Here is a 23,260-nt window from a genome sequence, read left to right as displayed (position 1 = left end):
AACAGAAGGAAGGAGCCATCCACATGCGGATTACAACACTCGGGATCGATTTGGCCAAGTCCGTTTTCCAGCTTCACGGGGTGAATGAGGCGGGTGAGGTCGTGCTGCGCCGGCAGCTGCGCCGCCCGGCGCTTCTGGCTTTTCTTTCGGAACTGCCCGCGTGCCGGATCGGCATGGAGGCCTGCGCCAGCGCGCATGACTGGGGACGGAGGATCTCGGCGATGGGACACGATGTCCGCCTGATCGCGCCGGCTTATGTGAAGCCCTATGTCAAGCGCCAGAAGAATGTGCGGCGGATGCAGAAGCGATCTGCGAGGCGGTATTGCGCCCGGGCATGGGCAATGTTCCGATCAAGAGCGAGGAACAGCAGGGCTGCCTGATGCTGCACCGTTCGCGTGACCTCCTGATGCGCCAGCGCACGATGCTACTCAATGCCATGCGCAGCCATCTTGCGGAGTTCGGGATCGTGCTGCCACAGGGACCAGTCCGGATCATCGCCTTCATGAAGAGCTTGCGCGAGAGTGGGCATCCCGATCTGCCCGATGGTGCTGTGCTGGCCATGGATGTCATGAGCAGCCAGCTCGATGTGCTCGCGACCGGCATCCATGCCATCGAGCGCAAGCTTCTGGCCTGGCATCGGGACAACGCGGTTAGCCAGCGTCTGGAGACGATCCCCGGCATCGGACTGATCACGGCCACCGCCCTAGCAGCCAGTGTCGGCGATCCCGAAGCCTTCCGGTCGGGCCGGCACTTCGCGGCCTTCCTCGGGCTGGTTCCGCGCCAGACCTCAAGCGGCGGAAAGGAACGGCTCGGGCGCATCACGAAGATGGGCAATAGCTATCTGCGTCGTCTTCTGGTGATCGGGGCGACATCGGTCGTGCGCCGGGCTGGTGCCTGCACAACCGGAACCGGCGCGTGGCTGCGCCATTTGCTCGAACGCAAACCGGCACGCTTGGTCACGGTGGCGAGGGCCAACAAGACCGCCCGGATCGCATGGGCCATCATGGCGCATGGTGAAGAGTATCGTGCGGCATGAAACAGGAATTGCCCGGCATCACAACCGGGCATGAGGCGGCGGAATCCCCGCCGTAACGGGAAAAGGGCAAGACAAGCGACGGATCAAGACACGAAAGCACCGGAAAACCCGTGGTACTGTCCGAGCTTCAACAGCTCGACTGTCTGATTGGGACCGGCTAGCGATCACCATCGGGGCCAGCGGTCATCAAACCGCGTCAACAGGCCGGACACATGACCGATCCCTGTCTCGAACCAAAGCTGAACTTACACCCTTGACCCAAACAAGCCGTCCACACATGACAGTACCTGCCCAAGGGCATCGACCTGTCGATCTACAGCCAGCGTGATCTCGACAGGATCGCCCACAGCCTCAACACCAGACCGCGCGCCGTCCTCGGCTTCCAAATACCCGAGGAAGTCTTTATGATTGAGCTATCGAAACTCGGTGATGCACTTCAGATTTGAGACCGCCCAGATAAAAAAATGCCACCTCATGCGCAGCAGCGAAGCCACCAACGATCGGCCTAGAAAAGACCCTTCAGGTCGCGGCGGCCATCCACCACGCGGACGATCTCGACATGCTCAACCGGGCCAGACGGGAGATCCGGTTCAATCCGATAGAGGATCAGGTAAGGCCGTTCGACCAGCATGCGGAAACCCGGCGCAATCTCGGGGCGGGCCACGCCAAGACGCGGCTGCTCAGGCAGGAGCGAGGCCAGCGCCTCGATCCGGTCAAAATACCGCTCCGCAGCCGCAGGCTGCTCAACCCCGATCAGTTCGTAGATGTCCAGGAGGTCAAGGCGTGCTTGCCTTGACCAGATCAGTCTATTTGCCATCAGGGCCAGCTTTCGTTGCCCCGGCCAGACGCGCACGAGCTTCCAGGCGCAACGCAGTCATATCAAATTCACCCGCCGAGCCACTGGCCAGGCCATCCTGCCAGAGCTGGCGCAGGCGGCGGATATCGTCTTGCTGGAGTTCACGTTTAAGCTGCCAGTCGCGCAAAGCCTCACGCACAACTTCGCTGGTGGTGGCATATTCACCCGCCTCAACGACCGCGCGCAGGGCGGCCAGCTGTTCCGGGGTCAACGCAATGCTGACTTTTTCCACGTTCGCCATGGGGTCACACCTTTCATTAGTAGCAAATCTTACTACCATATACCCCCAATGACAAGCCTGGTCCCTGACACCCGTCTGACAGGTGCTGTCAACTTGCCGAACGGCGGCCAGGCGAAGACGGGGCGCTTTCCCCTGCGTTACGCAGCGACGCCCAGTTCGGCGATCTCGCGCCACGCCATAATCGTCTCAGCTCGCAGCGCTTGATCGTCGGATGACGATATGGCTTGGCGGGGACAATTGTGGAGGTTGGCGATCGGATCTTGGATAAAGACGAGGCGCTGCAGGTGCCTGGCGGATCTGAACCGCTTCATGATCCTCTCTCGCCTCCGCGTCGGCAGATGCGAATTCTCTGCCCGGTTGTTGAGGCCCTTGTGCTGGCGATGTTCGAAGGTCATGCCCATCCCGGTCCGGGCAGCGCCATAGGAACCGAGCTTGTCGGTGACCATCACCCGCGGTGCGCGGGATTGCTTTCGTATCAACTTGCGCAAGAGCTTCTCCACTGCGAGCTTCTCCGCTGCGCACCGACCCTCGCGGCCCTGAACCAGGGCGTCGAGAACCAGGCCGCCACAAGCCATCAGCATCGACGGCGCGAACATGGCACTGCATCTTGCCGTTGATCGAGATCACGACCTCGTCGAGATGCCACTTGTCGCAGAACTGCGGGGCGCGCCGACGGATCTTGTTGGCGTATATCCGTCCGAATGTCTCCGCCCGGCACCGCACGGTTTCGTGCCTGATTCATGGCTGACGACGATCCCGCTTGCCCCCAGCAGGTCCTCGACCATCCGCAGGCTGAGTGGACAACGGACAAAGAGCCAGACAGCCTGCTCGATGACGTCCGCCGGGAACCGATCGCCACGATCAATGGATTCCGCACTCGTCACCATCGCGCTCGAAGAGCCGATGTTCGCCGACACGTCGTCAACATGACAGTACCCTGTCAGGTTGATCATCTCACAGCGTTGATATATAATCCGATCGATCGGATGATTTTATGCGTTAGGAGCACGGTCATGCTCATTACAGCCACCGAACTTCTGAAGCCACCCGAAGCGGCCGCGGTTGCGGGAGTCTCGCTGCGCGACGTCAACCGGGTCGTGGACGAGAGGCTCCTGCCGGCTGACCTGCTCGCGGCCGAGGACGGCCGCCGTCTGCGGGCCGCCACCTGCCCGATGATCGCCTTCTATTTCGCCAGCGCCCGGCGCCTGGCGGCCGAGGAGCGGCTGGCCGTGCTGAACGCCATGGCTCCACGGCTGGGCAGTTTGGGATCCAGGACGCTGAGCGAGGCCGCTGACGAGGACTGGACTTGGCGCGAGGCCTATCTTGCGGTTGACCTCGGGCCGTTCGTCCGAGCGGCGGGCGAGCGGCTGGACAAGCTGGCCGAGGCTCGCGCCCTCGTCGAAAACAATCACGACATCTTGGGCGGTGCGCCAGTCGTCCGCGGCACCCGTGTGCCGGTCCATGACGTAGCGGCCTTGGTGGCGGCGGGTCTTCCGATGGAGCGCATCCTTTCGGCCTATCCGAGCCTCGACGGGCGCCAAGTCGACCTCGCCGCCTTTTACGCCGCCGCTAACCCGCCGCGCGGGCGGCCTCGGTCGGTCGAGTTGCCTGCCGGCGCTCGGATCGTTACGGATCGCCGCGTGGTGCGCCGCAGGGCGGCGGCGTGAAGCTCCTCATCGACGAGTGCCTCAGCCCGGACCTCACCAAGCTGGCGCAGCGGCGCGGCCACGGCGAATCCTCGCATGTGGTCTGGCTGGGTCTTGCCGGCCGCAAGGACTGGGAGCTGAAGCCGATTATCCTCGCCGGCGACTGGACCTTCGTCACCAAGAACGCGGTCGATTTCCGCGGGCCGGCAGATCGGCCGGGCGCGAAGGGGCAATACGCCGGCGTCGCACTGCATGCCGGGCTGATCTGCCTTGGCGCAGCGGACGCCATGGACCTCGATCTGCAGCTTGAGCTGTTCGAGGTCGCGCTTGACGAGCTGGCAGGCGATCCCGACCTCGTCAATCAGGTGCTCGAGGTCACAGCCGACGCTGCCGATGAGATCCACATCCTGCGCTACGCCCTACCTCCGGACTGAAGGCGATCACACTTCGGGCAGCACTTCATAGTCAGCCTTGCGCGCCTCACACGATCCCCCACGCCCGATACCGCTTCCGCCCCGTGAGCTCACGCGGCAGGCTGGGCCCGAGTTCCCTCAGCATCACCTCGACGGCCTGTTGCGTGACCTTGAGCTTCTCGACCGCCATCTGCACGGTGACCAGCGGCGAGGCCATGAACAGGTCGACCAGCTCCTTCAGCCTCGAATTTGTTGATTACCGCTGAGAACTGACCCGGCGGGCTCGTAAATTCCCACTGAGATTTGACCCATGTTCTGACCATCTCCCTGGCTTTGGGTCGGGGGAACATGGAGTGATCGACATGGCATTATTAAGCGTCATCCGGCGCTGGCATTTCCGGGAAGGGATGCCGATCCGGGAGATTGAGCGACGCACGGGATTGTCGCGGAACACGATCCGTAAATATCTTCGCGCGGGCACGGTTGAGCCTCAGTTCAAGGTCCCCGATCGCCCGAGCAAAATCGACCCTTTTGCCGGGAAGATAACGGTGTGGCTCCGGGCCGAGGCGAGCAAGTCCCGATCACGGGTCACGCGCGGTGATGGCAGGCGACGAAATGGCCGGGCCGCGTTTCGCGCAGAGGCGGGGCCTCGCTGCGGCACAGGCCGTTGTCCGCGATCGGGCAGCGGGTGTGGAAATGGCAGCCTGGTGGCGGATTCAGCGGGCTTGGCACGTCGCCTGTCAGGCGAATCCGCGTGCGCTTCACGGTCGGGTCGGGGATCGGCACAGCCGACAGCAGCGCCTCTGTGTAAGGGTGCAGCGGCGTCACATAGAGTTCACGCGACGCTGCGATCTCGACCACGCGGCCCAGATACATCACCGCCACACGGTCCGAGATGTGTTCGACCACGGACAGATCGTGCGCGATGAACAGGAAGGTGAGGCCGAACTTCTCCTGCAGGTCTTCCAGCAGGTTGACCACCTGCGCCTGGATCGAGACGTCCAGCGCGGACACCGGCTCGTCGCAGATCACCAGCTTTGGCGACACGGCAAGCGCGCGGGCGATGCCGATGCGCTGGCGCTGCCCGCCGGAGAACTCGTGGGGAAAGCGGCGCATGTGATCGGCGTTGAGGCCGACATTCTCCAGCAGTTCCACCACCCGCTCCTCGCGCTCGCGCGCGCTCTTCGCCAGGCGGTGGATGATCAGCGCCTCGGCGATGATGGCGCCGACCGGCATGCGCGGATTGAGCGAGGCGAACGGGTCCTGGAAGATGATCTGCATGTCGCGCCGGATCGCGGTCATCTGCCTGTGGTCGAGCGCCGTGACCTCCTGTCCATCGAACCAGACCTTGCCGGAGGTTGGTTCGATCAGCCGAAGGATCAGCCGGCCCGTGGTGGACTTGCCGCAGCCCGATTCGCCCACCAGCCCCAGCGTTTCACCGGACGCGATGTCGAACGAGACGCCAGAAACCGCATGCACCTCGTTGACCGTGCGGCGAAGAACGCCGCCCTTGACCGGGAAGCGCTTGACAAGATTGTCGACGCGCAGAATCGGCTGTTGACCGGCTGGGCTTACGCGATCGGAACTCACGCGATCTCCTCCGCGCGGTGGCAGGCCGCCTTGTGGGCCGGCGATACTTCCCGCAAAGGGGGCTCCACGGTACGGCATTCCTCAACGGCAAACTTGCAGCGCGCGGCGAAGCGGCAGCCTTGCGGGGGATTGAGCAGGCTTGGCACCGATCCGCCGATGGCTTCCAGCCGCCGGTGCTCCGTGGCAGCCAGATCAAGCCGTGGGATCGAGCGGATAAGCCCTTGCGTGTAAGGGTGGCGGGGCTGGGCGAACAAAGCCTCGACTGTTGCTTCCTCAACCACCTTGCCGGCATACATCACCACCACGCGCTGCGCAGTCTCCGCCACCACGCCCATGGCGTGGGTGATGAGCAGCACCGCCATGCCGAGCCGCTCCTTCATCTCGTTGAGCAGATCGAGGATCTGCGCCTGGATGGTGACGTCGAGCGCGGTCGTCGGCTCGTCGGCGATGACGAGCTGCGGGTTGCAGGACAGGGCCATGGCGATCATCACGCGCTGGCGCATGCCGCCAGAGAACTGGTGGGGATAGTCGGCGACGCGCCGGGCTGCATTGGGGATATGCACGAGGTTCAGCATCTCGGCGGCGCGTTCGAGCGCGGCCTTGCGCGAGAGGTTCTCGTGCTGGCGCACGGTTTCCGCGATCTGGTCGCCGACCGTGTAGACAGGGTTCAGCGAGGTCATCGGCTCCTGGAAGATGAAGCCGATGCCCTTGGAGCGGATGGCGCGCATCCGCGCCGGTGGCGCATCCACGAGATTTTCAGCTGTACCATTTGTGCCGCCGCGCCAGTCGATCCGGCCAGCGACGATCTTGCCGGGTGGCATGTCGATCAGCTTGAGAACCGTCTTGGCGGTCACCGTCTTGCCGCAACCGGATTCACCGACAATGGACACGGTCTGCCCGCGTCCGACAGCGATGTCGACGCCATCGACGGCGCGCACCCAGCCGTCATCGGTCTTGAAGTGCACCTTCAGGCCCTGGATGTCGAGCAATGGCGACGACGCAGCGGTCACAGGATCATTGCCCACGGATCATTCCACCCGCCGCGGGTCGAGCGCATCACGCAGGCCATCGCCGACGAAATTGATGGTCAGCACCGTCAGGAAGATCGCAAGCCCTGGAAAGATCGCCCAATGCGGGGCAAAATCGAGATGGTCGCGCGCGTCGAACAGCAGCCGACCCCAGGTCGGGATGTCCGGCGGGAAGCCGAGACCAAGGAATGACAGCGTGCTTTCCGCCAGGATCGCGGCCGCGATGTCGATGGTGGCGGCGACGATCACGGGACCCAGCGAATTGGGCAGGATGTGGCGCGTCACCAGCCGCCAGCGCGAGGCCCCGAGCGCGCGGGCGGCCTCGACGAACTCCTTCTCCCGGATCGAGAAGAACTGGGCGCGCACGAGCCGCGCCACCTGCATCCAGTTGAACAGACCGATGATCGTGACGATCAGGATGAAGACGCCCATTGTCGTTCCCACCACCGAGGTCAGACTGTCGCGAAACAGGTAGATGATCAGCAGCAGCAGTGGCAGCTGCGGCAGCGACAGGAACAGGTCGGTCACCCACATCAGCGCCGCATCGGTCTTGCCGCCGGCCATCCCTGCGACCGCGCCGACGAAGATGCCCACCACGACCGCAACCAGCATCGCCATGAAGCCTGCCGCCAGCGAGATGCGCCCCCCGTAAAGAATGCGCGCCAGAAGGTCCTGGCCGAGGTCATCCGTGCCCAGCGGATGTGCCAGCGACGGGCCCTGCAGCGAGACCGCGAAGTCGATCTCGTTGATCGGCACGGGCCAGAGGAACGGGCCGGCCAGAACGCCGAGCACCAGCAGCGCCAGCACGACAAGGCTCGCGACCGCAAGCCGGTGCTTGGCGAAGCGCCGCCATGTTTCCGCCCAGGGGCTGACCGTCGGCCTGGTGCCGACGGGGCCGCTAGCGGTAGCTGATACGGGGGTCGAGCCAGCCATAAAGCAGATCCGCGACGAGGTTGAAGAAGATGACGAGGCAGGCGAACACGAAGGTGACCGCCATGATCACCGGGGTGTCGTTGGAGAGGATCGCGGTGATCAGCAGGCTGCCGATGCCCGGCACGCGGAAGATCTGCTCGGTGACGATGGCACCGCCAAACACCGCGGGCATCTGCAGCGCGACCAGCGTTACCACCGGTATCATGGCGTTGCGCACGACATGGCGCGTCGTGATCGACCCTTCGGGCAGGCCCTTGGCGCGGGCCGTGGTGACATGGTCGAGCCGGATCACATCGAGCACGGCAGAGCGCACGAAACGCACCCAGGCCGCGCCCTGGAACAGGCCCAGCACCATGATCGGCATGATCGACTGGCGGAACTGTTCCCACCACCAGCGCCAGCCGCTCGCATCGATGTTGGTGCGGTAGACGAAGGGAAACCACTGCAGGTAAATCGAGAAGAACAGGATCATCAGCAGGCCGGTGAAGAAGGTCGGCAGCGAAAAGCCGATGAAGGCGAGCGTGTTGGCGATCTGGTCGAACAGCGAATAGGGGCGCGTCGCGGCGTAGACGCCAACCGGCAGGGCGATGGCCAGCGCGACGAGCTGGCTGAGCCCGATCACCGCAATGGTCGTGGGCAGACGCTGCATGATGAGCTGGTCGACAGGAATGCGGCTGACGAAGGAATAGCCCCAGTTGCCCTGCAGCATCGCCATCAGCCAGGAGACATAGCGCACATAAATCGGGTCATCGAGGCCGAGCGATGCGCGCAGGTTGGCGCGCACCTCGGGCGGGATCGCCGGGTTGGTCGCCAACTCCTCGAACGGGTCACCCGGTGCCATTGCCAGAATGGTGAACAGCACGATGCTGATCCCGAGAATGCTCGGGATCGCGATCAGCAGCCGCCGGATGAGATATTGCATCATGAGAGGGATGATCCTTGTCACCAACCATGGTGGAGGTGGCCGCCTGCGTTTGTGGGCAGTGCGGCCACTCCATCGGTGCCGGATCAGGCCCTGCGCCACCAGTCCTGGATCATCCACATGGTGATGTCCCAGCCAGACAGCACATGCTGCAGGTTATTGACCGAGCCCGATACGATCGGGCGCATCACCAGCGGAATGATGTGGTTCGAGCCGACGATCAGGTCGTTCATCTTGATGAACATGGCGGCCCGCTTGACCGGGTCCAGTTCGCCCTCCGCTGCGCGGAAGAGGCTGTCGTACTCGTCGTTGCGCCAGCGAACGATGTTGCGGCCCTGCCAGTTGTTGGCACGCTGCGAGAGCTCCCACGACACATACTGGTTCATGAACCGCTGTGGGTCAGCCTGCGGCATGGTTGTCGTGTACATCTGCATGTCGGCCCAGAACTTGGTGTAGGTATCCGGGTTGGCGACGTCCGAGCCGAAGAAGACCGATGCGGTGACCGACTTCAGTTCCAGATCGATGCCGGCGCGCTGCGCCGCCTGCTTGTAGACAGCCTGCGTGCGCTGGCGCGGCGCGTTGACAGATGTCTGGTAGATGAAGCGCAGACGCACGCCATCCTTGGCGCGGATGCCGTCCGAGCCGCGCACCCAGCCAGCCTGATCGAGTATCTGGTTGGCGCGGTCGACACTGAACTCCATCCTCATGTTCGGTGAGCGGAAACGTGGCGGATTGTTGAGGTAGTTCGCCGTCGCCGGCCCGCCGCGGCCATAGATGTTCTGCTGCAGCGAATTGCGGTCTATCAGCAGGGCCATCGCCTGCCGGACGGCCGGGTCGCTGAAAGCGGGATGCCGCGTGCTGGGGTGAGAACGTTCGCCCTCGACCTCACGGTTCGGATCGGCAACCGACAGCTGCACGAATTCCAGCGCGCCGCCATCGACGATGTTGACCTTCCCGCGCCCTGCCTGTTCGAGGCGCAGCAGGAGCGCGTCTTCCACCTGGAGGTTCCAGGCGTAGTCGAAATCGGCTGTCTGCAGCACCGCGCGTGCAGCGGAAGCTGCGTCTCCGCCGCCCTTGATCTCCATGGTGTCGAAGAACGGGCGATTGTTCATGTGGTAGGTCGGGTTGAGCTCCGCGCGCAGCAGGTCGCCCGGCGCAAAGCTCTGCAGGCGGTACGCGCCCGTGCCGACTGGCTTGATGTTGGTTGGCGCGTCGCGCGAGTTGGCGCCGGCGAAATCCTTGAACAGATGGCGCGGGATCATCATGCCGGAACTGCCGACAAAGGCGTCCGCCCAGAATGGGGTGGGCTTCTCGAAGTCGATCCGGACAGTGAAATCATCGATCTTTCGCGCCGACATGCCTTGGTAGGAGCCCGAGGTGGTCGTGCCGATAGCGGTATTGCGCGCATACTCGAAGTTGAACATGACGTCGTCGGCACTGAAGTCCTGTCCGTCGTGCCATTTCACGCCGCGCTTCAGCTTCCAGGTGACACTGCGACCGTCGGCGGCAAGTCCGCCATTCTCAACCGACGGAATCTCGGAAGCGAGAATGGGATGGAGCGTCCCGTCGGCCGCCCAGCCAGCCAGCGGCTCGTAGAAGACGCGCGACGAGTCCTGATTGGTGGTGCCGACCGCAACATGCGGGTTCAGCAAGGTCGATGCCTGCCAGTACAGCACCTTGAGGTGACCGCCGCCGCCGCGCCTCGTGCCGCCGTAAGCCGGCACGCTTGCCGTGGTTGACTGCGCGTTGACGCCGTTGATGGCCAGAAGCTGAGTCGCCATCGGCGCGGTGAAGCCGACTGCCGCCAGGCGCTTGACGAACGATCGTCGGTTCATGGACCCGTTCCTGACGCGTCCGATCAGGCTCTTGAGATCATCTTCGTTCATGTCCGGCGCTCCCCTGCGGTTCCACGACACCATGCATCTGGACCGCCCGACGGGCTCCTGCATGGTAACTCATGATAGGCTAGCGCGATGTAACGTGTCCTGCCTAGGGGTAAGTTGATGACGAAAGCGGCAGGCGCGGCGCGTGTGTGCAACCAGCCCGCGTTACGTGCGGGCGGACCCCAGTTCGCGGTCGACAACACTCACCCACCAGGCAACGCCGAGCGGGATGATGTCGTCGTTGAAGTCGTAGTTCGGCGTGTGCAGGTAGGGCGACGTGCCATCCGGGCCGGAGCCACCGCCGATCAGCATGAATGCGCCTGGCCGTGCTTCCAGCATCAGCGCGAAATCCTCAGCGCCCGTCACCGGAGCATGTTCACCAACGCGTTTTTCACCCGCGACATCTGCCGCAGCCGCTGCTGCCAGAACTGTCTGCGACGGGTGGTTCACCACGGCCGGCACGCCGCGCAGGTATTGCACCTCGGCGGTTGCCCCGTGCGCCGCCGCCAGCCCGTGGGCGAGTTCGGCAATGCGCTTCTCCAGGATAGCGCGCACCTCCGTGCGGTAGTGCCGCGCCGTGCCGCCGATGGTGAGTTCCGCCGGCATCACGTTGGTGGACACCGGCGAGCCGCCCTGGATCGAGCCGACGCTGAGGACCGCCGCCTCCAGTGCCGGCACATTGCGCCCGATGATGGTCTGCAGCCCCAGCACGAAATGCGCCTGCACGATGGTGATGTCGGTCGACAGATGCGGGGATGCACCGCCGTGGCCGCCGGTGCCCCTGAATGTCACGAAGAAGCGGTCCGCCGCCGCCATGGATGGCCCCTGCCGTATGGCGAACTGGCCCGCCGGCATGTTCGGCATGTTGTGCAGCCCGTAGACCGCATCACACGGAAACCGGTCAAACAGCCCGTCCGCCAGCATGGCACGCGCGCCGCCCCGGCCTTCCTCCGCCGGCTGGAAGATCAGATGGACCGCGCCGGAGAAATCGCGGTGCTGGCTCAGCCAGCGCGCAGCCCCGAGCAGCATCGTCGTGTGCCCGTCATGGCCGCAAGCATGCATCACCCCTGGATTTCTCGAGGTGTATGCTGCGCCGGTCGTCTCGGTGATCTGCAGCGCGTCCATGTCGGCGCGCAAGCCAACGGCGCGGTTGCCCGGCCGCGAGCCCCTGATCGTGCCAACGACGCCGAAGCGCCCGACGCCTTCGGTAACCTCGATGCCGAGCGCGCGCAGTTCCCGCGCCACGAGCGCTGCCGTCCGCTCCTCCTCCATGCCAAGTTCGGGATGCGCATGGATGTCGCGCCGAATAGCGGTCAGTTCCGGATGGAAGGCGTTGATACCCTCCAGAACGGATTGCGCAGGAACATCCGGGTCACCCGCCGTGGATCGGGCGTCCTCGGCGGCGGGTCCAGCGGTGTCGGTCATGGTGGCAGTTGGCTTGATCGCGTCAGTGATGGCAGCATCGGTCATGGTCGGATCAGCCCCTCGCGGTTGTTTCCCGTCATTGATGGCCTGCTGAAGCCGCTGGGGCAACGAGCTTTTTTCGCGTGGGGCATCCTGCAGACATCCAGGGCGAGATCCGGCGTTATCACGTTGACGCGGGCTGGGCGTTGTCACATTAACTCTGTGGGGCCGCTCAGTACGGTTTGTTGCGGCGATCAAGCAGCGATGGCGACAGAATTCCACTGAGCGAGGGCATGGAGCCGGTGGAGGTGGATGCCGAGAGCGGAGCGGCTCGCGCGGGGCGGGACGAAGAGATTGCGGACAGCGGAAAAGACGGAGACGAAACGCTGCAGGGCTCCCGCCGATCGAAAATGCTGCAGGATCCGCTCCCGCTTTCGGAAAGGGACATGACTGTTCTCGGCCCGGTTGTTCAAGCCCTTGTGCGAACGGTGCTCCACGCCGGGCATGACCTGCTTCTTTGCCGCGCCGCAGGAGCCGAGCTTGTCGGTGATCATGCGCTTGGGCTTCAGGCCCTGCTTCTGCAACAGGCGGGTGAGAAGCCGCTTGGCGGCGTGCTGGGTGTCAACGCCAATCACCATTTTCGATCATGGGGTGACAAGCCGCGCGTAGCGGGCACGGCGGACGAGATTGCGCGTGAGCATGACCCTGCGCTGTGGCAACGGTTGTCATCCGGAGCCGGAACCAAGGGCGAAAGGCTTCATGACTGGGCCTACTGCGAACTCGCCGATCTTGATGCCGCCGAGTATAATGAAGGGCAGCCTGGGCCTCTGGACACGAGGTCTGCTGATCCGTCGCAATATTGCCGATGGTGAACTGGCCTTCTTCTCGACCTGGTGCGTGGCCGGAACTGGCATCGAAGCCCTCGTCAGGGTCGAGGGCCAACGCTGGGCCATCGAAGACAGCTTCGAGACTGCCAAGAACGAACTGGGCCTTGATCATAATGAAAGCCGTTCCTGGCATGGCTGGCACCGGCACGTCAGCCTCGTCATGCTCGCCTTCGCCATGATGGCCGCCATCCGCTACAAAGCCAATGTCGAGCCGCCCCCAAAAAGTATCCGGACAGTCACGCGCAGACCAAAGCGCCTCTGATCCGCTGGTCCATTCAGGAAATCCGCCGCATCGCCATCCGGCTCGCACAGCGCCGCATCAAACCTGCCCACATCATCGCATGGTCACTCTGGCGAAGAGCCCATCAGGCAAGCGCACAAAAAGCTCACTTCAAATCAAATATGCAACTGTAATGCTAGGACAGGCTAGCGTTCTGAGAGAGCACCGTCACGGCATCTTCACATCGAACAGCACCTCGTTGCGTCGCAAGAGGCCCGGCGTGAACGGGTCATTATAGTAAGCGTAGGTCGGAGGCCCGAGGATCGTGATCGCGCGGGCGGCGAGCCACGTCCGCAACACCCTCTTGTTCATCTCGATCAGCGCATCGGTGGCGACGCCGGAGAAGCGGATCGCCGCGCGGCGGCTCGGCGGCACATCGAGCAGGCGGACGTCATCGCCTGCAGCCTTCGGCAACGTCGCGAGCGTGTATTGCGATGGCATGATGAAGCGGATGACCCAGCTGTCGTTGGCGGCGTTGCCATCGCTCGACGGCACCGGCGTCTGCGTCACCGGCGCGGTCATGGCGATTTTCTGGTCTGACTGCGCGGTCTGCGTCTGCAGCACCGGCGCAGTCATGCTGACACTCCCGCCGCCCCGGTTCTTGGCAAAAATGTAGCCTGCAAGCGGTGAAAACCCTGCGCGCACAGCGCTGCCCCTGTCCCCGCGCCGCGTCACCTCGGCCACGACCAGCGCCGGGTAATCGCGCACCTCGATCGCGCCATCTGTCATGACAGTCCTGTATTTGGGCTGCTCGACCGTGCTCACAATGTAGATCCAGACTCCTGCCCCCAGAACAGCTAACCCAGCGACGAGACCAAGACCGAGCAGCATAGCTTTCTTCACATATCCCATAGGCGAGATATAGGTTGCCTCACCCCTGTTACGAGGCCCGCAGTGCCCGAAAGCCGATCTGTGACATCAGCCCGGCTGGTGACAACCTGGCCTCGCTGCATCCTTCGCCAATGAAGCTGGATGCCCTGTCTCCCCCGTGGCCTTGGCTATGATCGACCCCGCGAGCGACGACCTTTTCTATCCCGAGCGCCCCTTGTCATGCATATCGACAAGGTTTGGGCTGCATCGTCGGTGCGGACGGGCGACGGCAGCCTGATCGCCAGCGTTGTGCCCAGCGAGGCTCGCACATCACCTGTACCGGCGGCGCCTCAAGCCAGGAAAGCGGCGATGCTGTCAGTGGAGCCGGTGCGTACGGCGAGCCGAAGCGAGAAGCCGAAGCGGTGCTGCAGCCCGGGCGCGATCAACTGACCGGCTACAGAGAGAGTTGTGCGCCTGCCTCGGAGCATACGGTCGTCAGCGCGCGAACGATTGCCATTTCGTCGGTCACGAAACCATGGCGCCGGAGAGCTGGCACGAGGATCGCAGCCTCAGCGTGCCCAGCCGGGCCGATGACAGGACATGCTATGTCCGTGACCGCCATGATGTCCCTGCTGGCCGCTATGCGGTGACCCGCCGAGCGAAGCTCGGCGAAGACGGCGAGAAACTCGGTGGACCCGAGCCGTTCACGATCCTCCAGGCTGGCGTCGCGCATAAGGGATTGGCGGCGCGTCGTTGACTGGAAGGCGAGGATGAGCAGGCCGGAATTCGCCTCCAAGGCCGGGCGGCCATAGCCCAGCCGGACGGTCACGGCAGCGTCGAGATGGCCCGATGTCGTGGCGAGAACGACTGTCTGGGCCCGGCTGAGCACGACCAGATGAGCCGCATGCCCTGTCTCCTCGCTGAAGCGCTCCATCAGCGGCAGCACGACCGAGGTCAACTGGCGCCCGCCAGGCGTGCGAATTCCCAGGTCGAACAGGCGGCGCGAGAGCGCGAGCCGGTCCGTGCCCGCTTCACGGACAAGATAGCCGCGCTGGAGCAATACGAAGACCATGCGGAAGATTTCGCTCTTTGATCGCGCGAGGCGGCCGGCGATCTCCCGCGTCGAAAGCGGCTCGCCCGCTTCGGCCAGCAGTTCAAGGATATCCAGCCCCTTCTCCAGCGCCGGCGCGGCGTAGGAAGTGCGGTCCTCGTCGTCGCTAGCGCTGTCGGTCATGTCGATCTGTTTCATATGTAAAGCTTGACATCAAATAAGAAGCACACGTAGCCTGAGGTCTGCGAGGGATCAATGGTGACGCCTCCGACCAGTCCAGCCTGCCTGCTCATGCCGTCCGCAATAACAGCGGCCAGAGGCTGATGCCATGAGGTACGGGCTCCAGTTTCGCGACGTGTTTGCGGCCTGGGAGTCCCTCCTTGAAGGCGTCTACATCACGCTTCTGCTGTCCGCCTCCGCCATGCTCGGCGGTCTGATCATAGGGGTCGCCTGCGCGGCCGCACGCGTCTATGGCCCAGGCTGGCTGAAGCGCATCGTCGGGGCCTATGTCGAGATCATCCGCAACACGCCCCTGCTGGTGCAGCTCTTTTTGATCTTCTTCGGCCTGCCCAGCTTCGGCATCAGGCTCGACGGGCTGACAGCCGCGATCCTCGCCCTCGTCATCAATCTGGGCGCGTATGCCACCGAGATCGTCCGGGCCGGCTTCGAGGCTGTGCCGAAGGCCCAGATCGAGGCGGGCCATTCGCTGGGCCTGTCCGGCTTGCAGGTCTTTCGCTACGTCGTCGTCTTCCCGGCCATGAAGTCGATGTATCCTGCGCTCGCCAGCCAGTTCGTCCTTCTGATGCTCGCCACCAGCGTCGTCTCGCAGATCTCGGTCGAGGACCTGTTCCACGCTGCATCGATCATCCAGTCCCGAACTTTCCGGGATTTCGAGGTCTACACCGTTATCGGCGTGCTCTATCTCGGCCTTGCCTTCGCCTTTCGCGGCCTGTTCGCCGGCATCTATCATTGGGTGTTTGCACGGCGATGATCAGGACCTTCTCCTACATCGATGTCATGTATCTGGTCGCGGCCGCCCGCTGGACTCTGGCCCTGACCGCGACGGCCTTCTGCGGCTCGGCGCTGCTCGGGCTTGTCCTCGCCATTGCCCGCATATCCCCCGTCGCGCCCCTTCGCTGGCTGGTCGCGGCCTACATCTACATCGTGCAGGGCACGCCCCTGCTGGTCTGGCTCTTCTTGATCTTCTTCGGCCTGCCGCTGCTGGGTGTGTCGGTGAACCCGTGGCTTGCGGCCGCCATCGCCTTCTCGATCTACGGAAGCGCTTTTCTGGGGGAGATCTGGCGCGGCGCGCTCATTTCCATCGCGCGCACCCAGTGGGAAGCCGGTGCTTCGCTCGGCCTGTCGATGGCGCAGCAATTGCGCCACATCATCATTCCCCAGTCGGTCAGGATCGCGATTCCCCCGACCGTGGGTTTCCTGGTCCAGCTCATCAAGAACACGTCGCTGGCGGCCACGATCGGGTTGGTCGAACTCACTCGCGAAGGCCAGCTCACGGCTGCCGGCACCTACATGCCCTTCGCAGTCTTCACCACAGTTGCCTGCATCTATTTCGTCATGTGCTTCCCTCTGACCCAATGGAGCCGCTCTCTCGAGCGGAAGCTTGATGTCGCTCGTTGAGATCCAGGCCATCAGCAAGAGCTACGGGTCGCTTGCCGTGCTGAAGGACGTTTCACTCGCCGTCGCCAGGGGCGAGGTCGTTGCCGTGATCGGTCGCTCGGGTTCGGGCAAAAGCACCTTGCTGCGCTGCATCAACGGTCTGGAGCCGATCCAGGCCGGAACGATCACCGTCGACGGCGTTCGGGTCAATGATCCGAAGACCGATCTTCGGAAGCTCCGGCAGGAAGTCGGCATCGTCTTCCAGAGCTTCAACCTCTTCCCGCATCTTTCCGTCTGCGAAAACATCACGCTCGCGCCGCGCGTCGTAAGGAAGCAGCCGCCGGACGCAGCGCGTGAGGTCGCGCGCGAAGTGCTGCGCAAGGTCGGCCTCGAGGAGAAGCTTGACGCTTATCCCTCGCAGCTTTCGGGCGGCCAGCAGCAGCGCGTGGCGATCGCCCGATCGCTGGCGATGCGGCCCAAGCTCATGCTGTTCGACGAGGTCACGTCGGCGCTCGACCCCGAACTCACAGGGGAGGTTCTGAAGGTGCTCGAATCGGTCGCCCAGGAGGGCATGACCATGATTCTCGTCACCCACGAGATGGGCTTCGCGCGTCGGTTCGGCTCGCGCGTCGTCTTCATGCACGAAGGCCGAATCCATGAAGAAGGTCAGGCTGCGGCGGTTCTCGCCGCGCCGAGGACGCCCGAACTACAGACTTTCCTCAGCGCAGTCCTGCACTGAGGGGCCCATCACGAACACTACAGAAACAGGGAGAGAGACATGCGTTCATTCTTTGCAGGGCTGGCCGCGCTGGCCATGGCCTTTGTCGGCTCGGTCGAGGCCAGGGCCGACAAGCTTCAGGACATCATATCCAAGGGCGTTGTCCGCATCGGCGTGCCGCTTGATGCGCCGCCCTTCGGTTCGCAGGACGCCAGCCGCAAGCCGATCGGCTTCGACATCGAGATGGCGGAAATGGTGGCCAAGGGCCTGGGCGTGAAGCTCGAGATGCAGCAGATCACGGGCGCCAACCGCATCCCCTTCCTCCTGACCGACAAGGTCGACATCGTGATCTCGGTCATGGGGCTCACGCCTGAACGGGCAAAGCAGATCCAGTTCACGGCTCCCTACGCGAACACGTTCCTGGCCGTCTATGGACCCAAAACATCGGCGGTAAGCAGCCCCGAAACGATCGGCACGGCGCGCATCGCAGCAGCGAGGGGCACAACACAGGAACTCGCGATCAGCGCCTCGGCCCCGAGGGCGAACCTGATGCGGACCGAAGACGACGCGACAGCCGCGGCCGCCTACATCAGCGGGCAGGCCGAACTGCTGGCCACGAACAGCATCGTCGCGCAGGCGCTCGCCAAGCAGAACCCCAACAAGGAGTTCGAGCGCAAGTTCACGATCAGGCGCAGCCCCGCCCATATGGGCGTGCAGATGGACCAGCACAATCTGGTGCGCTGGCTGGACGGCTTCATCTTCTTCAACACGATGAACGGCGAGCTCGACCGGCTGCACCGGAAGTATCTCGACATGCCGATGGATCCGCTGCCAACGCTCTGAGCGCCTCGTGCATGGGCCGGGCACAGTGCCCGGCCTTTCTCCGCCGAATGCCGGGCCTGGATGCCCGGTCTCACCCCAGGCCTTGAAGCCAGGGCCTTGAGGCCGTGGCTTGGCGCCCATTCCCTTCGATCCGAAACAGAGCCAGCAAATGCCAGCCAAGCAGCAGCCCTCTCCACGTCCTTCCAGCGCGTTCCTGACGCTCGACCCTGAGCGCGAGGGCAAGCAGACCGGCTTTCTCATGATCCCGCATTCGCCAGATGACGATGCCTGGGGCGCGACGCGCGTTCCCATCGCCGTCATCAAGAGTGGCTCCGGCCCGACCGCCATCCTTGAAGCAGGCAATCACGGCGACGAGTATGAGGGGCAGATCACGATCTGCGACATGATCCGGGATCTTGATCCCGGACGCGTCCAGGGTCGCCTCATCCTCATGCCGGCCAACAACGTCCACGCCGTGATGGGGGGCAAACGCACATCTCCGGTCGATGGGCTCAATTTCAACCGCACCTTCCCTGGCGACCCGCGCGGGACCATCACCCAGCAAATCTCCGCCTACGTCACCGATCACATCATGCCGCTGGGCGATGCGTTCCTCGATCTGCACTCGGGCGGCTCGTCGCTCGACATCATCCCCAGCGCGATCGTCGAGCCGACAGACGATCCCGAACTGCACAGGCGCAATGTCGCGGCGGTGCTGGCCTTCGACGCGCCCATGACTGTGGTCATCAGCAATCTGGGCGAGCCGCGCACGGCGACAGCCACGGCCTGCCGGTCGGGGCTCGTCACGGTCGGCACCGAGATGGCCGGCGGCGGCACGGTATCGCTTGCGGCGCTCAGCGTTTGCCGGCGTGGGGTCGCCAATGTGCTCGATCACCTTGGAATTGTGCGCCGCGAGACGCCCGAGCCGCGGCGTGGCGACGGGGCCGTGCTCGAACTGCCGGGCACCGGGGCCTATGTCTTCGCCTCTTCCGATGGCGTCTTCGAGCCCTTCCACGCCAATGGCGAGAGGGTCAGCGCCGGCCAACCCGCAGGGCGAATCCATTGCACCTGGGATCCGGCGCGCGCGCCCGATCTGCTGCACTACGCCGCCGACGGCATCCTTTATGGACGCCGGCAGCCGGGCCGTGTCAGGCCGGGCAATTGCTGCCTGATCGTGGCGGCGCCCTACAAGGGGACGTTGTCATGATCGAGCTTGCCGAAATCGAAGCGGCCCGCCAGCGCATCGCGCCACATGTGCGCAAAACGCCGACGCTGGCCTATGCGCAGCAAAAGGATGGCCCGACAAGCGCAGCCTCCGTGGTAATGAAGCTCGAACTGCTGCAGGCGGCCGGTTCCTTCAAGGCTCGCGGCGCAATGAACCGGCTCCTGACCCTCGACAGCGCGCAACTCGAACGCGGCATCGTCACGGCCTCGGGCGGCAATCATGGCCTCGCCATCGCCAGGTCCGCGCATGTGATGAAGGCGGCGGCGCAGATCTTCCTTCCTTCAAACGTTGCTCCCGACAAGGTGGTGAAGCTGAAGCAATGGGGTGCGTCGGTGGAGATCGTAGGCCATGTCTGGGACGACGCGAACGCTGCGGCTCTCGCCTGGGCGGAGCGCACGGGCGCGACCTACGCCCATCCCTTCAGCGACCCCATCGTCGTGGCTGGCCAGGGAACGCTCGGGCTTGATATCCTGGAGGACATTCCTGACGTGGATGTCATCCTCGTCGCCATAGGCGGCGGCGGGCTCATCACTGGGCTTTCCACAGCGGTCAAGGCAAAGCGGCCTTCCACGCGCATCATCGGCATCGAGCCCGTCGGCTCGCCTACGCTGCACGCCTGTCTCGAAGCTGGCAGGCTCGTGGCGCTGGACAGGCTGGAGACGCGCGTCGCCACGATGTCATGCCGCCAGACGGATCAGGCGATCTTTGAGGTCGTGCGGCGCAATGTCGACGAGATCGTGCTGATAAGCGATGACGAGATGGAGCGTGCTGCACGCTCGCTCTGGTTCGAGTTCGGCATCGCGGCCGACATGTCGGGGGCAGCTTCGGTTGCCGTCCTGCAGTCGGGCCGGGTGGCATTCAAGCCGGGGGAGCGGGTCTGCGCGCTGATCTGCGGCGCGGGGGTGGATGGGCTGGCTGCTGCCTGACCCGAGCCTGCTCCGTGCGGTGCGGCTCAACTGGCCGTCACGCCGCCATCAACCACCGTCCGCCGTGTCGTCCCGGCTGTGGAAGTGGCTGCTCGAGGGCAGCCTGTGGAACCATCTGTCGATCACGCTCTATGCGACGGCGCTCGGCTTCATCATCGGATCGCTGGTAGGCTTCGTCCTTGGCCTCCTGTTCGGGCGGTTCCAGACAGTGGCCGACATCTTCGACCCCTACATCACGGCGCTCTATTCGATCCCGAAGATCGCTCTTGCGCCCCTGTTCATCATCTGGTTCGGCATCGGCATCGAATCCAAGGTCGCGGTCTCCGCCTCGATCGTGTTCTTCGTGGTGTTCCTCAACACTTATGCCGGCGTGCGCGACGTGAACCCGATCTTCGTGCATGCGACGCGCATCATGGGCGGCAACGAACTGGATGTGCTGCGCCATGTCATGATTCCGTCGGCAGCTTCGTGGGTCATCACCGGGCTGAAGGTCTCGGTGCCTTATGCGCTGGTCGGCACCGTGATCGGCGAGTTCATGTCGTCCAACCGCGGCATCGGCTTCATCATTGCGCAGGCGACCGGGCTTTTCGACACAACCTCGGTCTTCGCGGGGCTTGTGCTCCTTGGCGTCGTGGGCGCGATCATCAATGTCGCGCTGCGTCATGCCGAGACGTGGCTGCTCCGATGGAAGGCTGCGAACTGAGGCGGCAGGTCGTCCATCGCCTCCCGCCGGCAGGGTTCGTCGTTCCAACGCGCCGCAATGGCTGGACAGATCGCTGCGGCAGCCTGGAGCGCATCCACATTCCGGCGTCACGATGTTTCCGCTCAGCGGAACAGGGCGTCGAGATGGGACAGCACGCTCGCCCTGACATTGCCGACATGCGTGCGCATCGCATCTTCCGCTGCGGGCACGTTGCCTGCCAGCACGGCGTCGATGATGGCCAGATGCTCCACCGCTCCGGGGCGCAGACGTTCGGGCACGAGGCGGGTGTCGAAGATGCGGGTCTTGAGCCGCAGGTCGCTGATCAGGCTGGCGAGAAGGCGCGACCCCGCCATCTCGGCGAGCAGGCCATGAAGCCGATCATCGGCTCCGACGTGGTCCTCCACCGCAGGCGGCGGGCCATCCCGAAAGGCGACGAAGCGTTCACGCAAGGCGGCGAGCCCGGCCGAGCCCCCGCGCGTGGCGGCCATGCCGGCCGCCTCGACCTCGAGCAGGCGGCGCATGTGCAGGATCTCGACGATCTCGTGGATGGAGATGCGGCGAACGGTCGGCGTGCCGCCCGCTTCGCGCGTGATCAGGCCCTCGCTCATCAGGCGGGTCATGGCCTCGCGCACGGGGGTGCGCGATACGCCCAGCCGCTCGGCAAGGCGCTTCTCGTTCAGGCCTGAGCCGATGGGAAGCGTGCCGCTGAGGATCATGCCGCGCAGGCGCTCATAGGTTGACTGGCCCAGCAGCGAGGCCGGCGAGCGCGCCGTTGCCAGGGCGGGTTCATGGTCGGGCGTCGCGGCGGACATGGGCGCTTTCCTCACAGCTCCGGCAGCGTGCGCACGTCCAGCACGCCATCGAACCGCATCGCATAGACAGGATGGCTGCCTGCGAGGCCGATGCGGCGGCGGTGGTTGTAGACATAGAGCCAGGGCGGATCCTGCTGGAGCAGGCGATAGGTCTCGCAGCGCAGGGCCCGCCTCGCATTGGCATCGATGGTGCGGCGCGCCTGGTCGAGCAGGGCCTCGACGGCCGGATTCGCATAGCCCTCCCACCACGAGCCCTTCACGCGGGAATCGACCTTCTCATGCAGCACGCGGAAGGCGCTCATGGGGCTTGAATCGAACACGCAGATGTCGTGGATCTGCTTGAGTCTGACCTGATTGGCGTAACGGGTGCGGTCTGGCTCGACATGGCGGATGAAGCTGACGCCGATGCCGGACAGTTGCGCCTCGATCGCATCGACCAGTTGCGGCGCCTCGTCGGGCAGGCGCGTGGGGCAATAGACATTGAGCGCAAGCCCGTCAGCGTAGCCCGCCTCGGCGAGCAGGCGTCGTGCCTCGGCGCGGTCGAGTGCGAATTCCGGAGCTGCCGGATCGTAGCCGTCATGAGCCGGGCTGATGTAGCCATGCAGAGGCTGGCCCGCCCCGCCCAGCACGCCGGCGACCAAGGCTGCCCTGTCGATCGCGAGGTTGAGCGCGCGGCGCACGCGCAGGTCAGCCGCCGGGCCTGCAGCGGCGTTGAACATGAAGATCAGGGCCGTCGGCGCCAGATAGTCATGGAACGTCACGCCGGCTGTCGCATGGCCGGCCATAGGCAGTCCGTTGGCGACGTGGGCGCGACCGGACATAAGCGCATCGAGCCGAGCGGCAGCACTTGGCTCGGCCTGCCAGCGCAATTCGCCATGGCGGGACTTCGGCGCGAGGTGGTGGGGACTTGCGCTGGCCAGCAGATGCTCGCCCTCGCGGCAGCTTTCCAGCTTCCACGGCCCGGTGCCGACGGAACGCCGCGCCAGATCCTCGCCGGCGTCTGCGAGGGCGCGTGGCGAGACGATGTGTCCGTAGCCGACGATGTCGAGGATGTCGGCGATCGGCTCGGCCGTGGTCATAACGAGCGTATGCGGATCGGGGACGTCAATGCGCATGCCTTGCAGATACTGCGCGTAGACCCCGGGGGCGCCGAGGGTTGCGCCCATGTCGGGCCTCGCCATGCGCTCAAGGCAGAACCTGATGGCACCGGCATCGCAAGGCTCGCCATCATGAAAACGCACGCCGGCGCGCAGGGTGAAGGTGGTGGTGCGCGCGTCATCGGACATGCTCCAGCCCGTTGCCAGATTTGGCTCCCAGCCGCTGGCTCCCCGGCGCGCCAGCGCGTCAAAGAGCCCACCGAACACGGTCAGCACATCGCCTGAATCCGTGCAGGCATGCGGGTCATCGAGCATGACCCGGGGCTGGACGATTGTAAACGTGGAGGCGGACATGGCGCT

At 64.5% G+C, this 23,260-nt stretch carries 22 protein-coding genes and 6 pseudogenes; 13 read left to right on the top strand and 15 right to left on the bottom strand.

Features of this window, described 5'->3' with window-relative positions; genetic code table 11:
• Window positions 1-23: 23 nt before the first annotated feature.
• A pseudogene (locus HEQ16_01345) lies at window positions 24-1,036 on the top strand (IS110 family transposase).
• A 281-nt stretch (window positions 1,037-1,317) separates the two neighbouring features.
• Window positions 1,318-1,482 (top strand): annotated as a pseudogene (locus HEQ16_01340) (IS30 family transposase).
• A gap of 59 nt (window positions 1,483-1,541) precedes the next feature.
• On the opposite strand, the gene HEQ16_01335 reads toward HEQ16_01340, so the two are convergent.
• The 3 genes and pseudogenes from HEQ16_01335 to HEQ16_01325 all read right to left on the bottom strand — a co-directional run bounded on the left by HEQ16_01335 (window position 1,542) and on the right by HEQ16_01325 (window position 3,020).
• Window positions 1,542-1,853, bottom strand: coding sequence for a type II toxin-antitoxin system RelE/ParE family toxin (locus tag HEQ16_01335; GenBank protein MCO4052712.1), 312 nt, complete (start codon window positions 1,851-1,853; stop codon window positions 1,542-1,544).
• On the bottom strand, window positions 1,843-2,133 hold the full coding sequence (locus HEQ16_01330; protein MCO4052711.1) for a type II toxin-antitoxin system ParD family antitoxin: 291 nt from the start codon (window positions 2,131-2,133) through the stop codon (window positions 1,843-1,845). Before HEQ16_01330 ends, HEQ16_01335 begins: the two co-directional genes overlap by 11 nt.
• A 137-nt stretch (window positions 2,134-2,270) precedes the next feature.
• A pseudogene (locus tag HEQ16_01325) lies at window positions 2,271-3,020 on the bottom strand (IS6 family transposase).
• A gap of 126 nt (window positions 3,021-3,146) precedes the next feature.
• Here HEQ16_01325 and HEQ16_01320 point away from each other — a divergent pair.
• Both HEQ16_01320 and HEQ16_01315 read left to right on the top strand, forming a co-directional pair.
• Window positions 3,147-3,800, top strand: a complete 654-nt coding sequence (locus HEQ16_01320; GenBank protein MCO4052710.1) for a DUF433 domain-containing protein — start codon at window positions 3,147-3,149, stop codon at window positions 3,798-3,800.
• The gene (locus HEQ16_01315; GenBank protein MCO4052709.1) at window positions 3,797-4,213 is read left to right on the top strand and encodes a DUF5615 family PIN-like protein; all 417 of its coding nucleotides are present in this window, start codon (window positions 3,797-3,799) and stop codon (window positions 4,211-4,213) included. Before HEQ16_01320 ends, HEQ16_01315 begins: the two co-directional genes overlap by 4 nt.
• Window positions 4,214-4,259: 46 nt before the next feature.
• Here HEQ16_01315 and HEQ16_01310 read toward each other — a convergent pair whose 3' ends face one another.
• Window positions 4,260-4,409, bottom strand: coding sequence for a hypothetical protein (locus HEQ16_01310; GenBank protein ID MCO4052708.1), 150 nt, complete (start codon window positions 4,407-4,409; stop codon window positions 4,260-4,262).
• Window positions 4,410-4,554: 145 nt separating this feature from the next.
• Between HEQ16_01310 and HEQ16_01305 the strand changes: the two are divergent.
• Window positions 4,555-4,779, top strand: a pseudogene (locus HEQ16_01305) (IS21 family transposase).
• A gap of 1 nt (window position 4,780) precedes the next feature.
• Here HEQ16_01305 and HEQ16_01300 read toward each other — a convergent pair.
• The 7 genes and pseudogenes from HEQ16_01300 to HEQ16_01270 form a co-directional block, all read right to left on the bottom strand.
• Entirely contained in the window at window positions 4,781-5,860 is a 1,080-nt protein-coding gene (locus HEQ16_01300; GenBank protein MCO4052707.1) for a dipeptide ABC transporter ATP-binding protein, read from the bottom strand.
• Window positions 5,779-6,792: an ABC transporter ATP-binding protein gene (locus HEQ16_01295; protein ID MCO4052706.1), complete on the bottom strand. Its 1,014-nt coding sequence runs from the start codon at window positions 6,790-6,792 to the stop codon at window positions 5,779-5,781. The genes HEQ16_01300 and HEQ16_01295 overlap by 82 nt, the downstream gene beginning before the upstream one ends.
• 18 nt (window positions 6,793-6,810) lie before the next feature.
• Entirely contained in the window at window positions 6,811-7,743 is a 933-nt protein-coding gene (locus tag HEQ16_01290) for an ABC transporter permease (protein ID MCO4052705.1), read from the bottom strand.
• A complete protein-coding gene (locus HEQ16_01285) occupies window positions 7,709-8,668 on the bottom strand; it encodes an ABC transporter permease (protein ID MCO4052704.1) in 960 nt (319 codons plus the stop codon). The genes HEQ16_01290 and HEQ16_01285 overlap by 35 nt, the downstream gene beginning before the upstream one ends.
• Window positions 8,669-8,751: 83 nt before the next feature.
• Complete coding sequence (locus tag HEQ16_01280; GenBank protein MCO4052703.1) at window positions 8,752-10,551, bottom strand: peptide ABC transporter substrate-binding protein; 1,800 nt, start codon at window positions 10,549-10,551, stop codon at window positions 8,752-8,754.
• 162 nt (window positions 10,552-10,713) lie between these two features.
• On the bottom strand, window positions 10,714-11,973 hold the full coding sequence (locus tag HEQ16_01275; protein ID MCO4052702.1) for an amidohydrolase: 1,260 nt from the start codon (window positions 11,971-11,973) through the stop codon (window positions 10,714-10,716).
• 233 nt (window positions 11,974-12,206) lie between these two features.
• Window positions 12,207-12,575 (bottom strand): annotated as a pseudogene (locus tag HEQ16_01270) (IS6 family transposase).
• Between HEQ16_01270 and HEQ16_01265 the strand changes: the two are divergent.
• A pseudogene (locus HEQ16_01265) lies at window positions 12,531-13,101 on the top strand (IS701 family transposase). The pseudogenes HEQ16_01270 and HEQ16_01265 sit on opposite strands and share 45 nt — an antisense overlap.
• Window positions 13,102-13,287: 186 nt before the next feature.
• On the opposite strand, the gene HEQ16_01260 reads toward HEQ16_01265, so the two are convergent.
• Window positions 13,288-13,950, bottom strand: a complete 663-nt coding sequence (locus HEQ16_01260; GenBank protein ID MCO4052701.1) for a heme-binding protein — start codon at window positions 13,948-13,950, stop codon at window positions 13,288-13,290.
• 433 nt (window positions 13,951-14,383) lie between these two features.
• Window positions 14,384-15,163: a helix-turn-helix domain-containing protein gene (locus HEQ16_01255; GenBank protein ID MCO4052700.1), complete on the bottom strand. Its 780-nt coding sequence runs from the start codon at window positions 15,161-15,163 to the stop codon at window positions 14,384-14,386.
• A 145-nt stretch (window positions 15,164-15,308) separates the two neighbouring features.
• Between HEQ16_01255 and HEQ16_01250 the strand changes: the two genes are divergently transcribed.
• From HEQ16_01250 to HEQ16_01220, 7 genes are all read left to right on the top strand, one after another.
• Window positions 15,309-15,971 (top strand): amino acid ABC transporter permease, encoded by a 663-nt coding sequence (locus HEQ16_01250; GenBank protein ID MCO4052699.1) that lies wholly within the window; start codon window positions 15,309-15,311, stop codon window positions 15,969-15,971.
• A complete protein-coding gene (locus tag HEQ16_01245; GenBank protein ID MCO4052698.1) occupies window positions 15,968-16,618 on the top strand; it encodes an amino acid ABC transporter permease in 651 nt (216 codons plus the stop codon). Before HEQ16_01250 ends, HEQ16_01245 begins: the two co-directional genes overlap by 4 nt.
• Entirely contained in the window at window positions 16,605-17,336 is a 732-nt protein-coding gene (locus tag HEQ16_01240) for an amino acid ABC transporter ATP-binding protein (GenBank protein MCO4052697.1), read from the top strand. Before HEQ16_01245 ends, HEQ16_01240 begins: the two co-directional genes overlap by 14 nt.
• 39 nt (window positions 17,337-17,375) lie before the next feature.
• A complete protein-coding gene (locus HEQ16_01235) occupies window positions 17,376-18,158 on the top strand; it encodes a transporter substrate-binding domain-containing protein (protein MCO4052696.1) in 783 nt (260 codons plus the stop codon).
• A gap of 148 nt (window positions 18,159-18,306) precedes the next feature.
• On the top strand, window positions 18,307-19,344 hold the full coding sequence (locus tag HEQ16_01230; protein ID MCO4052695.1) for a succinylglutamate desuccinylase: 1,038 nt from the start codon (window positions 18,307-18,309) through the stop codon (window positions 19,342-19,344).
• Window positions 19,341-20,288, top strand: a complete 948-nt coding sequence (locus tag HEQ16_01225) for a pyridoxal-phosphate dependent enzyme (protein ID MCO4052694.1) — start codon at window positions 19,341-19,343, stop codon at window positions 20,286-20,288. Before HEQ16_01230 ends, HEQ16_01225 begins: the two co-directional genes overlap by 4 nt.
• A complete protein-coding gene (locus tag HEQ16_01220) occupies window positions 20,269-20,991 on the top strand; it encodes an ABC transporter permease (GenBank protein ID MCO4052693.1) in 723 nt (240 codons plus the stop codon). The genes HEQ16_01225 and HEQ16_01220 overlap by 20 nt, the downstream gene beginning before the upstream one ends.
• A 122-nt stretch (window positions 20,992-21,113) precedes the next feature.
• On the opposite strand, the gene HEQ16_01215 is transcribed toward HEQ16_01220, so the two are convergent.
• Window positions 21,114-21,803, bottom strand: coding sequence for a GntR family transcriptional regulator (locus HEQ16_01215; GenBank protein ID MCO4052692.1), 690 nt, complete (start codon window positions 21,801-21,803; stop codon window positions 21,114-21,116).
• 11 nt (window positions 21,804-21,814) lie between these two features.
• Window positions 21,815-23,254, bottom strand: a complete 1,440-nt coding sequence (locus HEQ16_01210; protein ID MCO4052691.1) for a peptide ABC transporter substrate-binding protein — start codon at window positions 23,252-23,254, stop codon at window positions 21,815-21,817.
• Between the last annotated feature and the right edge of the window lie 6 nt (window positions 23,255-23,260).

Source organism: Bosea sp. (in: a-proteobacteria) (genome assembly GCA_023910605.1).
GTDB lineage: Bacteria > Pseudomonadota > Alphaproteobacteria > Rhizobiales > Beijerinckiaceae > Allobosea.
Note: the sequence above shows the minus strand (reverse complement) of the source record. Positions and strands in the feature narration are given on the sequence as shown.

What these genes read in the sequence shown, in the direction of transcription:
- HEQ16_01335 (MCO4052712.1), bottom strand. Translation starts at nt 1,853, where the DNA reads ATGGCAAATAGACTGATCTGGTCAAGGCAAGCACGCCTTGACCTCCTG.
- HEQ16_01330 (MCO4052711.1), bottom strand. Translation starts at nt 2,133, where the DNA reads ATGGCGAACGTGGAAAAAGTCAGCATTGCGTTGACCCCGGAACAGCTG.
- HEQ16_01320 (MCO4052710.1), top strand. Translation starts at nt 3,147, where the DNA reads ATGCTCATTACAGCCACCGAACTTCTGAAGCCACCCGAAGCGGCCGCG.
- HEQ16_01310 (MCO4052708.1), bottom strand. Translation starts at nt 4,409, where the DNA reads ATGGCCTCGCCGCTGGTCACCGTGCAGATGGCGGTCGAGAAGCTCAAG.
- HEQ16_01300 (MCO4052707.1), bottom strand. Translation starts at nt 5,860, where the DNA reads ATGCCGTACCGTGGAGCCCCCTTTGCGGGAAGTATCGCCGGCCCACAA.
- HEQ16_01290 (MCO4052705.1), bottom strand. Translation starts at nt 7,743, where the DNA reads ATGGCTGGCTCGACCCCCGTATCAGCTACCGCTAGCGGCCCCGTCGGC.
- HEQ16_01285 (MCO4052704.1), bottom strand. Translation starts at nt 8,668, where the DNA reads ATGATGCAATATCTCATCCGGCGGCTGCTGATCGCGATCCCGAGCATT.
- HEQ16_01280 (MCO4052703.1), bottom strand. Translation starts at nt 10,551, where the DNA reads ATGAACGAAGATGATCTCAAGAGCCTGATCGGACGCGTCAGGAACGGG.
- HEQ16_01275 (MCO4052702.1), bottom strand. Translation starts at nt 11,973, where the DNA reads ATGACCGACACCGCTGGACCCGCCGCCGAGGACGCCCGATCCACGGCG.
- HEQ16_01260 (MCO4052701.1), bottom strand. Translation starts at nt 13,950, where the DNA reads ATGCTGCTCGGTCTTGGTCTCGTCGCTGGGTTAGCTGTTCTGGGGGCA.
- HEQ16_01255 (MCO4052700.1), bottom strand. Translation starts at nt 15,163, where the DNA reads ATGACCGACAGCGCTAGCGACGACGAGGACCGCACTTCCTACGCCGCG.
- HEQ16_01250 (MCO4052699.1), top strand. Translation starts at nt 15,309, where the DNA reads ATGAGGTACGGGCTCCAGTTTCGCGACGTGTTTGCGGCCTGGGAGTCC.
- HEQ16_01245 (MCO4052698.1), top strand. Translation starts at nt 15,968, where the DNA reads ATGATCAGGACCTTCTCCTACATCGATGTCATGTATCTGGTCGCGGCC.
- HEQ16_01240 (MCO4052697.1), top strand. Translation starts at nt 16,605, where the DNA reads ATGTCGCTCGTTGAGATCCAGGCCATCAGCAAGAGCTACGGGTCGCTT.
- HEQ16_01235 (MCO4052696.1), top strand. Translation starts at nt 17,376, where the DNA reads ATGCGTTCATTCTTTGCAGGGCTGGCCGCGCTGGCCATGGCCTTTGTC.
- HEQ16_01230 (MCO4052695.1), top strand. Translation starts at nt 18,307, where the DNA reads ATGCCAGCCAAGCAGCAGCCCTCTCCACGTCCTTCCAGCGCGTTCCTG.
- HEQ16_01225 (MCO4052694.1), top strand. Translation starts at nt 19,341, where the DNA reads ATGATCGAGCTTGCCGAAATCGAAGCGGCCCGCCAGCGCATCGCGCCA.
- HEQ16_01220 (MCO4052693.1), top strand. Translation starts at nt 20,269, where the DNA reads ATGGGCTGGCTGCTGCCTGACCCGAGCCTGCTCCGTGCGGTGCGGCTC.
- HEQ16_01215 (MCO4052692.1), bottom strand. Translation starts at nt 21,803, where the DNA reads ATGTCCGCCGCGACGCCCGACCATGAACCCGCCCTGGCAACGGCGCGC.
- HEQ16_01210 (MCO4052691.1), bottom strand. Translation starts at nt 23,254, where the DNA reads ATGTCCGCCTCCACGTTTACAATCGTCCAGCCCCGGGTCATGCTCGAT.